The organism is Burkholderia sp. LAS2 (assembly GCF_018417615.1).
GTDB classification, from domain to species: Bacteria; Pseudomonadota; Gammaproteobacteria; order Burkholderiales; family Burkholderiaceae; genus Burkholderia; species Burkholderia sola.
Map to the genome: position 1 here is coordinate 18869 of NZ_CP071055.1, position 18783 is coordinate 37651.

General features: G+C 66.0%; 19 protein-coding genes. 12 read left to right on the plus strand and 7 right to left on the minus strand.

All coding sequences use genetic code 11. The features are described from left to right. The first annotated feature begins 104 nt into the window (after positions 1-104). The 10 genes from JYG37_RS34550 (at position 105) to JYG37_RS34595 (ending at position 8456) form a co-directional block, all read left to right on the plus strand. On the plus strand, positions 105-749 hold the full coding sequence (locus tag JYG37_RS34550) for a UDP-N-acetylmuramate--alanine ligase (RefSeq protein ID WP_124556634.1): 645 nt from the start codon (positions 105-107) through the stop codon (positions 747-749). A gap of 7 nt (positions 750-756) precedes the next feature. After that, positions 757-1311 (plus strand): TlpA family protein disulfide reductase, encoded by a 555-nt coding sequence (locus tag JYG37_RS34555; protein WP_089488160.1) that lies wholly within the window; start codon positions 757-759, stop codon positions 1309-1311. 194 nt (positions 1312-1505) lie between these two features. Then, positions 1506-1958, plus strand: a complete 453-nt coding sequence (aroQ, locus tag JYG37_RS34560) for a type II 3-dehydroquinate dehydratase (RefSeq protein ID WP_027783493.1) — start codon at positions 1506-1508, stop codon at positions 1956-1958. 66 nt (positions 1959-2024) lie between these two features. Beyond that, positions 2025-2495: an acetyl-CoA carboxylase biotin carboxyl carrier protein gene (accB, locus tag JYG37_RS34565; RefSeq protein WP_213347124.1), complete on the plus strand. Its 471-nt coding sequence runs from the start codon at positions 2025-2027 to the stop codon at positions 2493-2495. A gap of 87 nt (positions 2496-2582) precedes the next feature. Beyond that, entirely contained in the window at positions 2583-3950 is a 1368-nt protein-coding gene (gene accC / locus JYG37_RS34570) for an acetyl-CoA carboxylase biotin carboxylase subunit (RefSeq protein WP_050013869.1), read from the plus strand. Positions 3951-3952: 2 nt separating this feature from the next. Then, positions 3953-4855, plus strand: coding sequence for a 50S ribosomal protein L11 methyltransferase (gene prmA, locus JYG37_RS34575; protein ID WP_050013870.1), 903 nt, complete (start codon positions 3953-3955; stop codon positions 4853-4855). A gap of 45 nt (positions 4856-4900) precedes the next feature. Next, complete coding sequence (locus JYG37_RS34580) at positions 4901-6364, plus strand: zinc-ribbon and DUF3426 domain-containing protein (protein WP_213347126.1); 1464 nt, start codon at positions 4901-4903, stop codon at positions 6362-6364. A gap of 71 nt (positions 6365-6435) precedes the next feature. Continuing rightward, positions 6436-6939, plus strand: coding sequence for a thiol peroxidase (gene tpx / locus JYG37_RS34585; RefSeq protein WP_050013872.1), 504 nt, complete (start codon positions 6436-6438; stop codon positions 6937-6939). A gap of 85 nt (positions 6940-7024) precedes the next feature. Next, positions 7025-7963 (plus strand): carbohydrate kinase family protein, encoded by a 939-nt coding sequence (locus tag JYG37_RS34590; protein WP_176015581.1) that lies wholly within the window; start codon positions 7025-7027, stop codon positions 7961-7963. A 19-nt stretch (positions 7964-7982) separates the two neighbouring features. Then, on the plus strand, positions 7983-8456 hold the full coding sequence (locus JYG37_RS34595; protein WP_176015582.1) for an outer membrane lipoprotein: 474 nt from the start codon (positions 7983-7985) through the stop codon (positions 8454-8456). A gap of 230 nt (positions 8457-8686) precedes the next feature. Here the strand turns inward: JYG37_RS34595 and JYG37_RS34600 are convergent, their stop codons facing one another. The 7 genes from JYG37_RS34600 to JYG37_RS34630 form a co-directional block, all read right to left on the minus strand. After that, positions 8687-9337 (minus strand): histone H1-like DNA-binding protein, encoded by a 651-nt coding sequence (locus tag JYG37_RS34600; RefSeq protein ID WP_089488157.1) that lies wholly within the window; start codon positions 9335-9337, stop codon positions 8687-8689. 28 nt (positions 9338-9365) lie between these two features. Beyond that, positions 9366-9692: a hypothetical protein gene (locus JYG37_RS34605; RefSeq protein ID WP_080334256.1), complete on the minus strand. Its 327-nt coding sequence runs from the start codon at positions 9690-9692 to the stop codon at positions 9366-9368. Between the two features lie 82 nt (positions 9693-9774). Beyond that, complete coding sequence (locus JYG37_RS34610; RefSeq protein ID WP_014898151.1) at positions 9775-10986, minus strand: ribonucleotide-diphosphate reductase subunit beta; 1212 nt, start codon at positions 10984-10986, stop codon at positions 9775-9777. Positions 10987-11351: 365 nt separating this feature from the next. Continuing rightward, entirely contained in the window at positions 11352-14354 is a 3003-nt protein-coding gene (locus JYG37_RS34615; protein ID WP_050013876.1) for a ribonucleoside-diphosphate reductase subunit alpha, read from the minus strand. Between the two features lie 452 nt (positions 14355-14806). Further along, positions 14807-15397, minus strand: coding sequence for a 1,6-anhydro-N-acetylmuramyl-L-alanine amidase AmpD (gene ampD, locus JYG37_RS34620; protein ID WP_050013877.1), 591 nt, complete (start codon positions 15395-15397; stop codon positions 14807-14809). After that, positions 15394-15714, minus strand: coding sequence for a PP0621 family protein (locus JYG37_RS34625; RefSeq protein WP_124630573.1), 321 nt, complete (start codon positions 15712-15714; stop codon positions 15394-15396). Before JYG37_RS34625 ends, ampD begins: the two co-directional genes overlap by 4 nt. Before the next feature lie 13 nt (positions 15715-15727). Next, a complete protein-coding gene (locus JYG37_RS34630; protein WP_050013879.1) occupies positions 15728-16621 on the minus strand; it encodes a cytochrome C assembly family protein in 894 nt (297 codons plus the stop codon). Between the two features lie 89 nt (positions 16622-16710). Here JYG37_RS34630 and ffh point away from each other — a divergent pair, with 89 nt between their 5' ends. Further along, complete coding sequence (gene ffh / locus JYG37_RS34635; RefSeq protein WP_089488154.1) at positions 16711-18078, plus strand: signal recognition particle protein; 1368 nt, start codon at positions 16711-16713, stop codon at positions 18076-18078. Between the two features lie 94 nt (positions 18079-18172). Further along, positions 18173-18724 (plus strand): hypoxanthine-guanine phosphoribosyltransferase, encoded by a 552-nt coding sequence (locus tag JYG37_RS34640; RefSeq protein WP_023477519.1) that lies wholly within the window; start codon positions 18173-18175, stop codon positions 18722-18724. The last annotated feature ends 59 nt before the right edge of the window (positions 18725-18783 follow it).

Consider the following 18783-nt stretch of genomic DNA (forward strand, 5'->3'; position numbering starts at 1 on the left):
CCCGGCGGCCCGAACGATGCGCGCGAGCAGCGCCGACGCCCTCGGACGGCGGGCCGCCGCACCCGCGCTCGGGCGCCGTGGCGATCGAGTATGATTGCCGGATCATGTCTCGCAAACCTCTTGTCGACCCGCGGCGCGTCCGCGAGGAAATCGCCCAGTCCGCCGCCCGCCTGATCGCGGAGGACGGCCAGGACTATGCCGGCGCGAAGCGCAAGGCCGCGCGCCAGTTACTGGGCGATTCGCGCGTTGCCGGCGAATGGCTGCCGGATAACGACCAGATCGAGGAAGAACTGCGCGAGTACCTCGCGCTGTTCCAGAGCGACACGCAGCCGGACGAACTGCGCCGCCTGCGTGAAATCGCGCTCGACTGGATGGGCCGGCTCGCCGAGTTCCATCCTTATGTGACGGGCGCCGTGCTGAACGGCACTGCGAACGCGCATTCGGATATCCATTTGCAGGCCTTCACCGACAACCCGAAGGACGTCGCGATCTACCTGCTGAACCAGAACGTCCAGTACGACGTGTCCGAGACGCGGCATTTCGCGGGCCGCGGCGACGTCGAGACGCTCAGTTTCCTGTGGCGCCCGCGGCGCGACGTGGATGCGATCGGCATCCATCTTGCGCTGTATGCGAGCGACGACCTGCGCGGCGCGGTGAAGGCCGACGCGCGCGGCCGCGTCGCCCGCGCGGACGCCGCGGCGCTGCGCGCGCTCGTCGATGCAGGCCAGGCTCCTTCCGAACCGGAATGATTCAACGATGATGATGAAACGCATGTTGGCGCTCGCGGTGGTCGCGGCCGCCGCCATCGCCGGCGGGCTCGCCGCCGGCCACTGGTTCCGCGGCGGCAGCGCCGACGACGGTGTCGCCGTCGCCGCGCCGGCCGCCCACGGCAATCCGGTCGACCAGCTGTGGGCGTCGTCGCTGACCGGCGTCGACGGCAAGCCGGCGTCGCTCGCTTCCTTCAAGGGCCAGAAGGTTGTGGTCAATTTCTGGGCGTCGTGGTGCGGCCCGTGCGTCGAGGAAATGCCCGAGCTCGTCGCGCTGTCACATCAGTACAAGCAGAAAGGCATCCGTTTCGTCGGAATCGGCGTCGATTCCGGGCAGAACGTGAAGAACTTCCTGCAGAAGGTGAAGGTCGACTATCCAGTCTTCGTCAGCGGCTACGCAGGCGCCGATCTGGCCCGAAATTTCGGAAATACCGCCGGCGCGCTGCCGTTTACCGTCGTCATCGACGAAACCGGCAAGATTCGCGAGACAAAATTGGGACAAATCCAACCGGCCGAGCTGAAAAAGACGCTCGACGCACTGTAATCGGTCCGAACGGCAGCCCGCACGTTGGCGGCGATTTGCAGGTCGATCGCGGCAATTTCGCGTGAATTCGCGGATACTTTGCGCCCGCGCCGGTAATTCTTGCAGGTCCGGCGCGCCTGGCCGTTCGGCAAAACTAGACAAATTTCTCTAAATAGCGCTAAAGTTCGCGCAATTCCGCAGAAATAGAAGCGACCATGACACGATTGCTGGTGTTGCACGGCCCCAACCTGAACCTTCTCGGCACCCGGGAACCGGAGGTGTACGGCCGCGTCACGCTCGCGCAGATCGATCAGGCGCTTGCCGCGCGCGCCCGGGAAGCCGGCGCCGAACTGTCGTCGTTCCAGAGCAACCATGAAGGCGCGCTGGTCGACCGCATCCAGGCCGCGCGGGAGGAACAGACCGATTTCATCCTGATCAATCCGGCCGCGTATACGCACACGAGCGTTGCGATCCGGGACGCGATCGCCGGTGTCGGCATCCCGTTCGTCGAGGTTCACTTGTCGAACGTGCATCGCCGCGAAGCGTTCAGGCACCACTCCTACTTTTCCGACCAGGCCGAAGGCGTGATCTGCGGGCTCGGCTGGAAAGGTTATCTGTACGCGCTCGAGTACGCGCTGGACAAGCTGCAAGGCGCGTCGCGCGGCTGATTTCGCGATCTAGATTCAGCGCCGGCCCCTCACCGGCGCTTTCACGTATTGAAAGGGGAATTCCCGATGGATCTTCGTAAGCTGAAAACTCTGATCGACCTCGTTTCCGAATCCGGCATCTCCGAGCTGGAAGTGACGGAAGGCGAAGGCAAGGTGCGCATCGTCAAGAACGCGCCGCCGGTCTACGTGCAGCCGACGGCTGGGTATGCCCCGCAAGCCCGCGCGCCGGCCCCGGCGGCCGCGCTGCCGACCGACGGCGCGGCGCCGGCCGCCGGCGCAGCCGCCGCACCGGCCGTCCCGCAGGGACACGTCGTGACGTCGCCGATGGTCGGCACGTTCTATCGCGCGCCGTCGCCGGGCGCCGACCCGTTCGTGCAGGCCGGCGACACGGTCAAGGAAGGCCAGACGATCTGCATCATCGAAGCGATGAAGCTGCTCAACGAGATCGAGTCGGACAAGGCCGGCGTGATCAAGGAAATCCTCGTCGAGAACGGCCAGGCCGTCGAATACGGCCAGCCGCTTTTCGTGATCGGCTAAGCCCGCCGCGCGGCCCTGCCGGCCGCGCGCCGCCGAGATGCTCGCCAGGCGCCGTTCGCGCGCCCCTCGAAGAGACGAATACTCGCTATGTTTGAAAAAATCCTCATTGCCAACCGCGGTGAAATCGCGCTGCGCATCCAGCGCGCGTGCCGCGAACTCGGCGTCAAGACGGTGGTCGTGTACTCGGAAGCCGACAAGGAAGCCAAGTACGTGCGCCTCGCCGACGAAGCCGTCTGTATCGGCCCGGCCCCGTCGAACCTGAGCTACCTGAACATGCCGGCGCTGATCAGCGCCGCGGAAGTCACCGACGCCGAGGCGATCCACCCCGGCTACGGCTTCCTGTCCGAGAACGCCGATTTCGCGGAGCGCGTCGAGCAGTCGGGCTTCACGTTCATCGGCCCGCGCCCGGAAACGATCCGCATGATGGGCGACAAGGTCACCGCGAAGCAGACGATGATCAAGACCGGCGTGCCGTGCGTGCCGGGCTCGGAAGGCGCGTTGCCGGACGATCCGAAGGAGATCGTCAAGATTGCGCGCGCGATCGGCTATCCGGTCATCATCAAGGCGGCGGGTGGCGGCGGCGGGCGCGGGATGCGGGTCGTGCACACCGAAGCCGCGCTCGTCAACGCGGTCAACATGACCCGCGAGGAAGCCGGCCGTGCGTTCGGCAACCCGCAGGTGTACATGGAGAAGTTTCTCGAGAACCCGCGCCATATCGAGATCCAGGTGCTGTCGGACGCGCACAAGAACGCGATCTGGCTCGGCGAGCGCGACTGCTCGATGCAGCGCCGCCACCAGAAGGTGATCGAGGAAGCGCCGGCGCCCGGCATTCCGCGCCGCCTGATCGACCGCATCGGCGATCGCTGCGCGGACGCATGCAAGAAGATGGGCTACCTCGGCGCGGGCACGTTCGAATTCCTGTACGAAAACGGCGAGTTCTACTTCATCGAGATGAACACGCGCGTGCAGGTCGAGCACCCGGTATCGGAACTGATCACCGGCGTCGACATCGTGCAGGAACAGATCCGCATCGCGGCCGGCGAGAAGCTCACGCTGCGCCAGCGCGACATCCAGTTCCGCGGACATGCGATCGAATGCCGGATCAACGCCGAAGATCCGTTCAAGTTCACGCCTTCGCCGGGCCGGATCACGTCGTGGCATACGCCGGGCGGCCCCGGCGTGCGCGTCGATTCGCACGCCTACAATGGCTATTTCGTGCCGCCGAACTATGATTCGATGATCGGCAAGCTGATCACCTACGGCGCGACACGCGAGCAGGCGATCCGCCGGATGCGCATCGCGCTGTCGGAAATGGTCGTCGAAGGCATCCAGACCAACATCCCGCTGCACCGCGAGCTGATGATCGACGCGAAGTTCGTCGAAGGCGGCACCAGCATCCATTACCTCGAAAACCGGCTCGCGCAGAAGCAGCAGGTCGCACCGGAAGAAGCGTAAGCATGAGTTATCGCGAACTCGTCGTCGAACTGGCCCGCGAGCATGCGGAGGCCCTGTCCGACGCACTGCTCGATCTCGGCGCGCTGTCGGTGTCCGTCGAGGACGCCGACGCCGACACGCCCGACGAACAGCCGCTCTTCGGCGAGCCGGGCCTCGTGCCCGATCGCACCGCGTGGCAGCACTCGCGCGTGGTCGCGCTGCTGTCGGCCGATCACGAGCCGGCCGTGCTGCTCGCGGCGGCCGCGAACGAGATCGGCCTCGCCGAGACGCCCCGGTTCGTCGTGCGCGAAGTCGAGGAGCAGGACTGGGTGCGGCTCACGCAGTCGCAGTTCGAGCCGATTCCGATCGGCGAGCGGATCTGGGTCGTGCCGTCGTGGCACGACGCGCCCGATCCCGATGCGCTCGTCCTCGAGCTCGACCCCGGCCTCGCATTCGGCACCGGCAGCCATCCGACGACCCGTCTGTGCATGGAGTGGCTCGAGCAGTCGGTGAAGCCCGGTCAGTCGGTGCTCGACTACGGCTGCGGCTCGGGCATTCTCGCGATCCTCGCGAAGAAATGCGGGGCGAACCCCGTGATCGGCATCGACATCGATCCGCAGGCAGTCGAATCGGCGCGCCAGAACAGCGAACGCAACCGGGCGGAAGTTACGTACGGGCTGCCCGATGCGTGCCCGGACGGCGAATTCGACATCGTCGTCGCGAACATCCTGTCGAATCCGCTGAAGCTGATGGCGTCGATGCTCGCATCGAAGGTCAAGCCGGGCGGGCGCATCGCGCTGTCGGGCGTGCTCGCGCGCCAGGCGGACGAAGTCGCGGCCGTTTATGCGCGCTACGTCGACATTTCGGTCTGGCGCGAACACGAAGGCTGGGTATGCCTTGCCGGAACGCGCCGCGAAAGCCATTAGAATAGCGCTGTCCTTCACTCTGGCCAGCAGGCCGCCCGGCTCGACATGCTTCTTGCGACGCGCTGCCCTCATTGCGAAACCGTCTTCCGGCTGCAGCAGGAACAGCTCTCGCTGCATCAGGGGCTCGTGCGCTGCGGCCATTGCCACGAAGTCTTCAACGCCGCCGAATCGCTCGTTCCCGAGTACGCGCCGCAGCCCGAGCCGGCATTAACCGAGCCGGCTGCCGCGCCGCACGGCGGCGACGCGCATCCGCAGCAGGCCGCCCCGGCCCGGCTGTTCACCGCCGACGCGCCGCCCGAATTGCCGACCGGCGCCGATTACAAGCCGGAAGGCTGGGACATGTGGGCGCCGTGGCTCGACGCCGGCGTCGATCCGTCGCTGCAGCACAGCGTCGAGACCGTGCGAACCGAGCCGTTGATACCGCTCGCGCTGCCGTCCACGGAAGCGGGCGTCGTCCACCTGTCGGGTACGCCCGAGCCGTTCGCGTCGTCGCCGGCCGAGCTCGATGCTTCGGCTGCCGTCGAGCAACCGGCCGAACCGCATTCGCCGCAGACGCGGCACGAACCGCACGAAACCGAAGAAGCCGCGCCGTCGCCCGTACCCATCGCGCCCGTCGAGCGCGATCCGCGCGAGCCCCGCTTCGTCGCTCACGTTCCGTCCGACACGGAAACCGCCGCCGGACCGGTCGAACCCGCGCCGATCGAACCCGTCGTCCCCGCGCACTTCGTGGCGCCGGACGACGAACGCGCGCCGCGCGAACCCCGTTTCGCGTTCACGCCCGCACCGGCCTTCACCGAAGCCGAGACCGCATCGGAACCCGGCACCTTCACCCGGCACGACAACGCGTCGACCGCGGCGGCAACCGATGAACCAGTCGCCCGGACGGTCACCCAACCGCCGGCCCAGCCCGACGTCCAACCGGTCGCCCAGCCGGTCGCCCAGCCGGTCGCCCCCTTCCCCGCCGCCCTGACCGACGACGATCGCCCGCACTTCGCCGTCACGCGCGAGACGCGCGCGCCGCAGCGACGCGGGATGCTCGGCGGCTTTTTCGGCGGCCTCGTCGCGGCCGCGCTGGTCGGGCTGCTCGTCGCGCAACTGGCGTGGTGGCAGCGCGAGACGCTGATGATCTACTGGCCCGTCACACAGGGCTGGTTCCGGCAGGCGTGCGCGCCGCTCGGCTGCACGGTCACGCCGCCGCGCGCGATCGACGGGCTGCGGCTCGACCCGACCGACCTGCGCCAGCTCGACGGCCCGCGCGAGCTCGAACTGAAGGTGCCGCTGACGAACCGCTACCGCGTCGCGCTCGCATACCCGTCGCTCGAACTCACGCTGCTCGACGACACCAATCACGTCACCGTGCGCCGCGTGCTCGCGCCGCGCGACTACGTGCGCCCGGGCACGCCGATCGACGCCGGGCTGCCGCCCGGCACGACGCAGACGATGGTCGTCCGCCTCGAAACGAACGGCACGCCCGCCTCGAATTTCCGCGTCCAGATCTTCTATCCGTGACGCGCCGCGGCGCGCTTGCGCGCCCGTCTCAACCCGCGCGCCCGAGCGGCGCGCTATTTCGGAGCACGAACATGAGCAAAGTTACGCTGGGTGGCAACCCGATCGATCTCGCCGGCACGTTCCCGGCCGTCGGCGCGCAAGCCGCCGATTTCAAGCTGGTCGGCAAGGATCTCGCCGATCTGACGCTTGCCAGCTTCGCCGGCAAGCGCAAGGTGCTGAACATCGTGCCGAGCCTCGACACGCCGACCTGCGCGACGTCGACCCGCAAGTTCAACGAAGCCGCGTCGTCGCTCGACAACACGGTCGTGATCGTCGTGTCCGCCGACCTGCCGTTCGCCGCCACGCGCTTCTGCACGACCGAAGGCCTCGCGAACGTCGTGACGGCATCGACGTTCCGCACCGGCCGCGCGTTCGCGAACGCCTACGGCGTCGACGTGACGAGCGGCCCGCTGAACGGCCTGACCGCACGCGCGGTGGTCGTGCTCGACGCGCAGGACAAGGTGATCCATGCGGAACTCGTCGGCGAAATCAAGGACGAGCCGAACTACGATGCAGCGCTCGCCGCACTGAAGTAAGCTTTCTTCCGCTTTCCCCTGCCGCGCCGCGCCCTTCGCGCGGCGTTGTCGCGCAGGGCCCCTCATTTCTACAGGAACGCACACCTTGGCTACGCTGATTTGCGGCTCGATCGCCTACGACTCCATCATGACCTTCGAAGGGCGGTTCCGCGAGCACATCCTGCCCGACCAGGTGCACCTCATCAACCTGAGCTTCCTCGTGCCGACGATGCGCCGCGAATTCGGCGGCTGCGCGGGCAACATCGCCTACGCGCTGCACCTGCTCGGCGGCGATGCGCGCATCATGGCCACGATGGGCGCGTTCGACGCGCAGCCGTATCTCGATCGGTTCGACCAGCTCGGCCTGCGCCGCGATCACGTTCGCGTGCTACCCGATACGTACACCGCGCAAGCGATGATCACGACCGATCTCGACAACAACCAGATCACCGCGTTCCACCCGGGCGCGATGATGCAGTCGCACCTGAACCACGCGGGCGACGCGCCGGACATCAAGCTGGCGATCGTCGGTCCGGACGGCTTCGACGGGATGGTGCAGCACGTGGAAGAGCTCGCCAAGGCCGGTGTGCCGTTCGTGTTCGATCCGGGCCAGGGCCTGCCGCTGTTCGACGGTGCGACGCTGCGCCGCAGCATTGAACTTGCGACCTATGTCGCGGTCAACGACTACGAGGCCAAGCTGGTGAGCGACAAGACGGGATGGTCCGAAGATGAAATCGCCAGCCGGGTCGACGCGCTCGTCATCACGCGTGGCGAGCACGGCGCGACCATCCGCCACAAGCAGGGTGCGGAGCAGATTCCGGTCGTGCCGGCCGAGCGCATCGCCGATCCGACCGGCTGCGGCGACGCCTTCCGGGGCGGCCTGCTGTACGGCATCGAGCACGGCCTCGACTGGGCAACCACCGGCCGCCTCGCGAGCCTGATGGGCTCCGTCAAGATCGCCCATCAAGGGCCCCAGACTTACGACCTGACGCGCGCCGAAATCGACGCACGCTTCGAGACTGCGTTCGGTTACAGTCTCAAATGAATATTGTGGGAGAGCAAAGATGTTGACGAAAAAAACCCTCACGCTCGCGGCCATGCTGGCGGCCACGCTGACTCTCGCCGGCTGCTTCACGGCACCCGGTTCGGCGGATGTCTATAGCGTCGGCCAGGCGCAGCGCGAACAGACGGTCCGCATGGGCACGGTCGAAAGCGTCCGTGCGGTGCGCATCCAGTCCGACGGCGGCGGCAGCGCGATCGGCACGCTCGGCGGCGGCGCGCTCGGCGCGGTCGCGGGCAGCGCGATCGGCGGCGGCAAAGGCTCGATCCTGACGGCGATCGCCGGCGGCCTCGTCGGCGCGGTCGCGGGTAACGCGGTCGGCGAAAACCTCAGCACGGCGAACGGTGTCGAAATTACCGTGCGCCTCGACAACGGCGATCTGCGCTCGATCACGCAGGCAGCCAGCGGCGAAGCGTTCCGCGCCGGCGAGCGCGTACGCCTGCTGTCGAGCGGCGGCGTCACGCGCGTCACGCACTAACCGGTATCCTCAGCGCGCGGCGCAAGCCGCGGTCGAACGCATGTGCGAAGCCGCACATGCGTTTTTTTTCGTCCATGCGCTTTCGTCCACGTTCGCGTCGGCCGGCCGATCGACGACCCATGCGGACGAAAAAAATCCCGCCATCTGAGCCAGATGGCGGGATTGATTGAGTAGCGCTACTCAACCCACGGACACCACGTGCGTGTCCGGGTGATGCTGCTCAGCCGCGATTACGGACGGCTGCCGGTCGGGAACGGCCATGCGGCTGCCGGGTTGAGCGCGGTCTTCACGCCCGATGCCGGCGCAACCGATGCGGTCGACGCGGTCGTTGCCGGCGCAGCCTTCTTCACGACGGCCTTCTTCGGCGCAGCAGCCTTCTTCGCCGGTGCGGCAGCCGTCTTCGCAGGGGCAGCCTTCTTGGCGGGCGCAGCCTTCTTCGCGGCAGCCTTCTTCGCAGGCGCGGCCTTCTTGGCAGCAGCCTTCTTCGCCGGCGCAGCCTTCTTCGCAGCAGCCTTCTTCGCCGGTGCGGCCTTCTTGGCGGCAGCCTTCTTCGCCGGTGCCGCCTTCTTCGCGGCAACCTTCTTCACTGCGACTTTCTTGGCTGCAACCTTCTTCGCAGCGGCCTTCTTGGCCGGTGCCGCCTTCTTCGCTGCGACCTTCTTGGCTGCAACCTTCTTCGTTGCGACCTTCTTTGCAGCGACCTTCTTTGCAGCGGCCTTCTTCGCCGGTGCTGCCTTCTTCGCGGCAACCTTCTTCACCGCGACCTTCTTCGCAGCAACCTTCTTCACTGCGGCCTTCTTCGCCGGCGCAGCAGCCTTCTTCGCAACGGTCTTCTTGGCAGCAACCTTCTTAGCAGCCGGTTTCTTCTTGGCAGTAGCCATGTTGTTCTCCTTCAGGTTCAGATGAGAGTCAGTTCAAACTACACCCTTCGTCAAAACCCGCTTCCCGCGGACGCTGTTCAGGACGTGCGCTTCGAAGCGGGCTATTCATCGGCGTACGCAGATACCGCGCGCTTACGCTAATGAATACGGTATGGCGCGCGTGACCCCATGGCCTCGCACGCCAAATCAAGTCGGTAGCCGGCGCACCTCGCGCCGCTACCCCTAATCGCTTGATCAAGCGGACCGCCACACGGCCGTCCGCTTTTTCCGGAGGGAAGTTTGCCCATCCCACTGAAGGGTTCGCAAAGTGCCTGTCGTATCGTTGGGCCGTTAAGGCACCGGGCATGCTTTGCATCAGGCGTTCTTGCTCCTAAACCTTGGGCCAGGGCCGAGAGGCCACCGGCTGCTCCATCATGTAACGGGTTCGCTGCTGCGGGTTATTCCCAGGACAGCGCGCCCCCCGTCTGATACTCGATCACACGCGTCTCGAAGAAGTTGCGTTCCTTCTTCAGGTCGATCATCTCGCTCATCCACGGGAACGGGTTTTCCTCGTTCGGATACAGCGGGTCGAGGCCGATCTGCTGGCAACGGCGGTTGCTGATGAAGCGCAGATAGCTCTTGAACATCGACGCGTTCAAACCCAGCACGCCGCGTGGCATCGTGTCCTCGGCGTAGCGGTATTCGAGTTCGACAGCCTGCTTGAACAGCTCGCGGATCTCGGCGCGGAATTCCGCGGTCCACAGATGCGGGTTCTCGAGCTTGATCTGGTTGATCAGGTCGATGCCGAAGTTGCAGTGCATCGACTCGTCACGCAGGATGTACTGGTATTGCTCTGCAGCACCCGTCATCTTGTTCTGGCGGCCGAGTGCGAGGATCTGCGTAAACCCGACATAGAAGAACAGGCCTTCCATGATGCAGGCGAACACGATCAGCGACTTCAGCAGCTTCTGATCCGCTTCGAGCGTGCCGGTCTTGAAGGCCGGGTCCGTCAGCGTATGAATGAACGGGATCAGGAATTCGTCCTTCGCGCGGATCGACGTGACCTCGTGATACGCGTTGAAGATCTCGCCTTCGTCGAGGCCGAGCGATTCGACGATGTATTGGTACGCGTGCGTGTGGATCGCTTCCTCGAACGCCTGGCGCAGCAGGAACTGCCGGCACTCCGGCGCCGTGATGTGGCGGTACGTGCCGAGCACGATGTTGTTCGCCGCGAGCGAATCGGCCGTCACGAAGAAGCCGAGGTTGCGCTTCACGATGCGGCGCTCGTCCTCGGTCAGACCGTTCGGGTCCTTCCACAGTGCGATGTCGCGGGACATGTTGATTTCCTGCGGCATCCAGTGGTTCGCGCAACCGGCCAGATACTTTTCCCACGCCCACTTGTACTTGAACGGCACCAGCTGATTGACGTCAGTCTGGCCGTTGATGATGCGCTTGTCGGCGACATTGACCCGCGCTTCCGACCCGCCGGCGGGAACAGCCGATGCTTGCGGCGGCACCGCAAGATCGCCTTCGAAAATGTCGCGGACCTGATGGGCGGCAGGCGTTGCAGCCTGCATTCCGACAGCCATCCCGGCGGAGGTGCGCATCGCGTTTTGCTGCGCTCCGCTCGCGGGGGTTACGGCAGTCTTCTCGTCATCCCAGTTGAGCATAAATTCTCACCATCAATTTAGAACGGTTTGTACCATCTTTTCCTGAGCGATAAAAGGGTTCGCTCACGAAAAATCCTTTTTTCGATTCGCGTTGCGACCTCGATACAACACTTTGAGCAACGCATCGTCGTTCATGCAGCGCGCGATGTGAGTCGCGCGTGTATCGCGAGGTGCGCTCGACGCATCGAACGCCGATCGAAACGCGACGCCGTCGGAGATGTTTCGATCGCTTGTCATTGCCTGCAACGCAGGTGTCGCGTTACAGATTCCTTATCATTTTTTTAGTTGAGCGCGGCGCACACTTCAACCTCGATCGGTCGTCGTGTGCGCCGCGCAGGCCTGCTTCTCAGGTCAGGCGCACTGCGTTACTGGCACGCTTCGCACTCGTCGAAGCCGGGGTCGCCCGGACGCATCGTGCACACCGGACCATCCGCTTCGACCGGCGCGAGTGCCGGCGCCGCGTTGACCGCGCCCGACGACGCACCGCCGCCCGCCGCACCGAAGCCGCCCGCCGCGCCTTGCGCGCCGCCGCTGCTCGAGCCGCCACCCGCACCGCCCGTCGGCACTGCGTTCAGCGCGCCGTGTGCGACCGTCGACTTCTCGACGTGCGTCGCCGCCATCGTGCGGAGGTAGTAGGTCGTCTTCAGGCCGCGCAGCCATGCGAGCTTGTAGGTCTCGTCGAGCTTCTTGCCCGACGCGCCGCCCATGTAGATGTTCAGCGACTGCGCCTGGTCGATCCACTTCTGGCGACGCGATGCCGCTTCGACCAGCCACGTCGGGTCGACCTCGAACGCGGTCGCGTAGATCGCGCGCAGGTCGGCCGGGATGCGGTCGATGCGCGACAGCATGCCGTCGAAATACTTCAGGTCGGCGACCATCACTTCGTCCCACAGGCCGCGTTCCTTCAGATCGCGGACGAGGTACTCGTTCACCACCGTGAATTCGCCCGACAGGTTCGACTTCACGTACAGGTTCTGGAAGGTCGGCTCGATACAGGCCGACACGCCGATGATGTTCGAGATCGTCGCCGTCGGCGCGATCGCGACGCAGTTCGAGTTGCGCATGCCGTGCGCGGCGATCCGCGAACGCAGCGTCGTCCAGTCGAGCGATTCCGACGTGTCGACCTCGACGTAGCCGCCGCGCGCCTCCGTCAGCAGCTTCAGCGTGTCCTGCGGGAGGATGCCGCGATCCCACAGCGAGCCGCGGTAGCTCGAGTAGCGGCCGCGCTCTTCGGCCAGCTCGGTCGACGCGTAGTACGCGTAGTAGCAGACGGCTTCCATCGAACGGTCGGCGAACTCGACCGCCTCTTGCGACGCGTACGGCGTGCGCAGCAGGTGCAGGCAGTCCTGGAAGCCCATGATGCCCATGCCGACCGGGCGGTGCTTCAGGTTCGAGTTACGCGCCTTCGGCACCGCGTAGTAGTTGATGTCGATCACGTTGTCGAGCATGCGCATCGCGACGCTGATCGTGCGCTTGAGCTTGTCGTGGTCGAGCGCGTAGCTGCCGTCGGCCTGCTTCACCAGGTGGGCGACGAGGTTCACCGAGCCCAGGTTGCACACCGCGATTTCGGTGTCGCTCGTATTCAGCGTGATTTCCGTGCACAGGTTCGACGAATGGACGACGCCGACGTGCTGCTGCGGCGAGCGCACGTTGCACGGATCCTTGAACGTGATCCACGGGTGGCCCGTCTCGAACAGCATGCCGAGCATCTTGCGCCACAGCTGCTGCGCCGGGATCTTCTTGAACAGCTTGATCTCGCCGCGCGCGACCTTGTCTTCGTAAGCCGTGTAAGCCTTCTCGAATTCGGCGCCGAACTTGTCGTGCAGGTCCGGGCAGGTCGACGGCGAGAACAGCGTCCAGTCGGCGCCTTCCATCACGCGCTTCATGAACAGGTCGGGAATCCAGTTCGCCGTGTTCATGTCGTGCGTACGGCGACGGTCGTCACCGGTGTTCTTGCGCAACTCCAGGAACTCCTCGATGTCGAGGTGCCACGATTCGAGGTACGCGCAGACCGCGCCCTTGCGCTTGCCGCCCTGGTTCACCGCGACGGCCGTGTCGTTCACGACCTTCAGGAACGGCACCACGCCTTGCGACTTGCCGTTCGTGCCCTTGATATGCGAGCCGAGGGCGCGCACGCGCGTCCAGTCGTTGCCGAGGCCGCCGGCGAACTTCGACAGCAGCGCGTTTTCCTTCAGCGCTTCGTAGATGCCGTCGAGATCGTCCGCGACCGTCGTCAGGTAGCACGACGACAGCTGCGAGCGGTGCGTGCCCGAGTTGAACAGCGTCGGCGTCGAGCTCATGAAGTCGAAGCTCGACAGCACGTTGTAGAACTCGATCGCGCGCGTTTCGCGGTCGATCTCGTTCAGCGACAGGCCCATCGCGACGCGCATGAAGAATGCCTGCGGCATTTCGATGCGGGTGCCTTCGACGTGCAGGAAGTAGCGGTCGTACAGCGTCTGCAGGCCGAGGTAGCCGAACTGCAGGTCGCGGTTCGCGTCGAGCGCTTCGCCGAGGCGCTTCAGGTCGAACTGCAGCAGCTTGTCGTCGAGCAGGCCGGCGTCGACGCCGCGCTTCAGGAACTGCGGGAAGTATTCGGCGTAGCGGGTCGACATCTCGGCCTGCACGACTTCCTCGCCGAGAATCTCGCGACGGATCGTGTGCAGCAGGATGCGGGCCGTGACCTGGCTGTACGCCGGGTCCTTTTCGATCATCGTGCGCGCCGCGAGGATCGCCGAGTCGTAGACCTGGCTCATCGGCACGCCGTCGTACAGGTTCTTCACCGTCTCCGCGACGATCGGGTCAGGGTTAACCGCAGCGCCGAGGCCGTCGCACGCCGACACGATCAGCGCGCGCAGCGCGTTCAGGTCGAGCGGGCGCGTGACGCCGTTGTCGACGACGTTGATGCCGGTGGTCGACTCGCCGCCCGCTGCCGCCGCTTCCTCGCCCGCATGCTGGCGCTCGAGGTGACGCTTCTCGCGATACAGCACGTACGCACGCGCGACGTTGTGCTCGCCGCCGCGCATCAGCGCGAGTTCGACCTGGTCCTGGATGTCTTCGATATGGAACGTACCGCCGTTCGGGCGGCTGCGCACGAGCGCGCGAACGACGTTGTGCGTCAGTTGTTCGACCTGCTCGCGCACGCGCGCCGATGCCGCGCCCTGCCCGCCATTGACGGCCAGGAAAGCCTTGGTCACCGCGATCGCGATCTTCGAAGGTTCGAACGACACCACGCTGCCGTTGCGGCGGATCACCTTGTAGTCGGCGAACGTGGCCTGCGGCGCGAGCGCCTTCGCGCCCTGTTCGGTCCCGCCGAGCGGACGGCTCGAGGCGCTCTCGTACTGGGACGTCGCGTTGTCGGTGGTTTGCATGTGCAAAGCTCCTGGTGTTGGATGGTGCGGAGAGAACCGCGGATTAAAACGAACGCTGCGCAATGCGGTGCGCGAGCGGTAAGAGGCGAGCGATGCGCCGGGGAAGCCGGTTCGGTCGATGCGCGACAACCCAGCCGGTCGTGTGCTTCGTCATGTGTACCCTGCCCCGTCGATGTTCGCTGCGCTGGTCGCGACGCCCGGACCGCCCGGCCTGACGCGCCGCCGTGAGAACCCTGTCCGCCGACGTTGCCCGCCGGCCGGTGCCGCTCGGGTTTTCCCCTGCGACACACACTATATCTAGTACAGAACTACTCAACTGGCACCAAGTATAGTGGACATTCGGAGGACGTCCAAACGGATAATTTGCGGCGAAGGTCTTGACATCGCTCGCGCGCAGACACGGCAAGGCATTGGTCGGAGAAAAAACTTTCTCCGCTCAAAAAACCCCGCGATCAGTGCTGACGGAAAGGAAAGTATTCGGCGGAAAAACCGGCATCGCTCGCGAAGCGTTGCCAATCGAAGTGCGGGCCCGGGTCGGTCTTGCGGCCCGGCGCGACGTCCGAGTGACCCGCGAACGCGTCGACCGGATAGTGCGCGGCGAGCGCGCGGGAGAGCGCGGCGAGCACCGCGTATTGCGCATCGTCGAACGGGACGTCGTCCGCGCCCTCGAGCTCGATGCCGATCGAGAAATCGTTGCAGCGGGTGCGGCCGAAGAACTCGGACGAGCCCGCGTGCCACGCGCGCTCGTCGCACGACACGAACTGCACGAGTTCGCCGCCGCGGCGGATCAGGAAATGGGCGGACACGCGCACGCCGCGCAGGTGGCGCTGGTAATAGGGGTGCGCATCGCAGTCGAGGCGATTCAGGAACAGCGCCTCGATCGCGTCGCCGCCGAATTCGCCGGGCGGCAGGCTGATGTTGTGGACGACCACGAGCGTCGGCGCCGCACCCGCGGGCCGCGCCTCGAAGTTCGGCGACGGCGCATGGCGCGCTTCGCGCACCCAGCCGTTCGCGTCGACCGACAACACCGGCGCGTCGCTCATCGCGCGTCGCGGCCGTTCACGCGCGTGGCGTGGCGCTGCGCATGCTCGGCGCTGCAGAAGTATTCGCCGCTCGCGGCGACGGCGTCGCCCTTCGGCGCGTGCACGCCGCATTCGGCGCAACGCACCATCGGCTCGGGCAGCGACCGCGCGTCGCCGTTCGGGCGCGCGGCGCCACCACCGACACCGGCACCAGGCGCGCCGTCGTAACCGGCGCCGCGGCCGGTGCGCGCCTGCGCCTGTTCCTGCGCGTGGCGCAGCTTGCGCGCGAGCCAAGAACCGGCGAAGAAGAGAAGGATCAGGAGAAGAATCTGTCGCATCGGAAACCTGCGGTCAAACCACGGAGCGGTGCAGCAGCACCTCGAACACGAATCGGCTGCCGACATACGCGAGCAGCAGCGCGGCGAACGACACGAGCACCCAGCGCGCGGCGCCGCGGCCGCGCCAGCCCGACGTCTTGCGGGCGACCAGCAGGCCGCCGAACATCAGCCACGACAGGATCGCGAACACCGTCTTGTGGTCGAGCCGCAACGCGCGCGCGTCGACCTGTTCGCTGAACAGGATGCCCGACGCGAGCGTCAGCGTCAGCAGCACGAAGCCGGCGCCGATCAGGCGGAACAGCAGCTTCTCGAGCGTGAGCAGCGGCGGCAGCGTTTCGAGCCAGCTCGCGATCCAGCCGGTCGAGCCGTCGCGCCCGCCGTGCCGCAGCGACTGCAGGCGCCGCTCGACCATCAGCATCAGGATCGCGTGCAGCGCGGCGATCGCGAAAAGGCCGTACGCGATGTTCGCGATCAGGAAATGCAGCTTGAACAGCGGCGCTGCGGCATAAGGCAGCACCCGCACGCCGCCGAACACGAGCGGCAGCAGCGACGCGCCGCACGCGAGCGGCAGCACCAGCAGGCGCAGGCTGTCGAGCGGGAAGAAGAAGCTCTCGATCCAGTAGATGCCGGCGCCGAGCCAGAACATCGCGGACAGCGCGAACGCGAAGCCGAACACCATCGCGTCGTTCGGAAAGATCGTCATGTGGAGCAGCACGCCGTGCGCGAGCAGCGCGGCGAACAGCAGCGCGCGACCGGCCCCGCTCATCCCGGACGCGGCCGATGCAGGGACCGGCACGGCCGGCACGCTCGCGACGAGCGGCGTCGCGCCCTGGCGATGCGTGCGCCAGCCTGCGACGGCGAGGCCGCCGTACAGGAATGCGGTGAGGGCATACAGTACAATATCCATGTTCGAAGTTTACACTAGGCCCCCTTCCCGCGACGGCTCCCTTTGTTCGGTTCCGCCGCGCCTTCGGGCCCCACTGTCCATCGCTCCCCATGCTCGACAATCTCACTCAACGGATGGCGCGCGTCGTCAAGACGCTGCGCGGCGAGGCCCGGCTCACCGAGGCGAACACGCAGGAGATGCTCCGCGAGGTGCGTCTCGCGCTGCTGGAAGCCGACGTGTCGCTGCCGGTCGTCCGCGAATTCATCGCCAAGGTCAAGGAAAAGGCGCTCGGCGAAGAAGTGATCAGCAGCCTGTCGCCGGGCCAGGCGCTCGTCGGCGTGGTCCAGAAGGAACTGACCGCCGTGATCGGCGGCGACTACGAAGGCAAGGCCGCCGAGCTGAACCTCGCGGTCACACCGCCCGCCGTGGTCCTGATGGCCGGCCTGCAGGGCGCGGGCAAGACTACGACCGTCGGCAAGCTCGCGAAGCTGCTGCGCGAGAAGTACAAGAAGAAGGTGCTCACGGTGTCGTGCGACGTGTATCGGCCGGCCGCGATCATGCAGCTGAAAACGGTGACCGAGCAGGTCGGCGCCGACTTCTTCCCGTCCACGCCGGACCAGAAGCCCGTCGACATCGCGCTCGCGGCCGTCGACTGGGCGAAGCGCCACTACCATGACGTGCTGCTCGTCGACACGGCCGGCCGCCTCGGCATCGACGAAGCGATGATGCAGGAAATCGCCGCGCTGCACGGCGCGCTGAAGCCGGCCGAAACGCTGTTCGTCGTCGACGCGATGCTCGGCCAGGATGCCGTCAACACCGCGAAGGCGTTCAACGACACGCTGCCGCTCACCGGCGTCGTGCTGACCAAGCTCGACGGCGATTCGCGCGGCGGCGCCGCGCTGTCGGTGCGTCACGTCACGGGCAAGCCGATCAAGTTCGTCGGCGTCGCCGAGAAGCTCGACGGCCTCGAGGTGTTCCACCCCGACCGGATGGCGAACCGGATCCTCGGCATGGGCGACATCCTCGCGCTCGTCGAGGAAGCGCAGCGCGGCGTCGATGTCCAGGCCGCGCAGAAGCTCGCCGACAAGGTCAAGAAAGGCGGCGATTTCGACTTGAACGATTTCCGCGCGCAGATCTCGCAGATGAAGAACATGGGCGGTTTGTCGTCGCTGATGGACAAACTCCCCGCGCAATTCCAGCAGGCGGCTGCCGGCGCCGACATGGGCCAGGCCGAGAAGTCGATCCGCCGGATGGAAGGCATCATCAGCTCGATGACGCCCGCCGAGCGCGCGAAACCCGAAATCATCAAGGCGACGCGCAAGCGCCGCATTGCGGCCGGCGCGGGCGTGCCGGTGCAGGAAGTCAACCGGATGCTGAACCAGTACGACCAGATGCGTACGATGATGAAGAAGCTGAAGGGCGGCAACATGCAGAAGATGATGCGCGGCCTGAAAGGCATGATGCCCGGCATGCGCTGATTACGTCCGTCGGCCGGCGCGCGGGTTTTTGCCGTAGCGCGCGCCTGCCGTTCTGCTTCATCCTTATTTGTATACCGACTGCCCGCCAGAACACATGAACCGCGAAGAAGCCCTCCACATTTTCGACCACTCCGAAGAGATCGTCTCGGCCGACGCCGTCAATGCGTCGATCTCGAAGATGGCCGACGCGATCCGCGCCGAGATCGGCGACGCGTTCCCGCTCGTTCTCTCGGTGATGGGCGGCGCTGCGGTGTTTACCGGGATGCTGCTGCCGCATCTCGATTTCCCGCTCGAATTCGACTACATCCACCTGACCCGCTACCGCAACACGACGCAGGGCAGCCCGGAGATGCACTGGCGCGTCGCGCCGCGCGAATCGGTGAAGGACCGCATCGTGCTCGTACTCGACGACATCCTCGACGAAGGCGAGACGATGGCCGCGATCCGCGACCGCATCCTCGACATGGGCGCGAAGCGCTTCATGTCGGCCGTGCTGTGCGAGAAGACGCTCGCGAAGGCGAAACCGCTGCACCCCGACTTCTGCGGCTTCTCGGTGCCGGACCGCTACGTGTTCGGCTGCGGGATGGACGCGAAGGGCTACTGGCGCAACCTGCCGACGATCCGCGCGCTGACCGCGAACGTCTGATCGCCGCGCTGTCCGCTATATAAATAGAAAGCGGCGCTCCGGTTGCCCGGAGCGCCGCT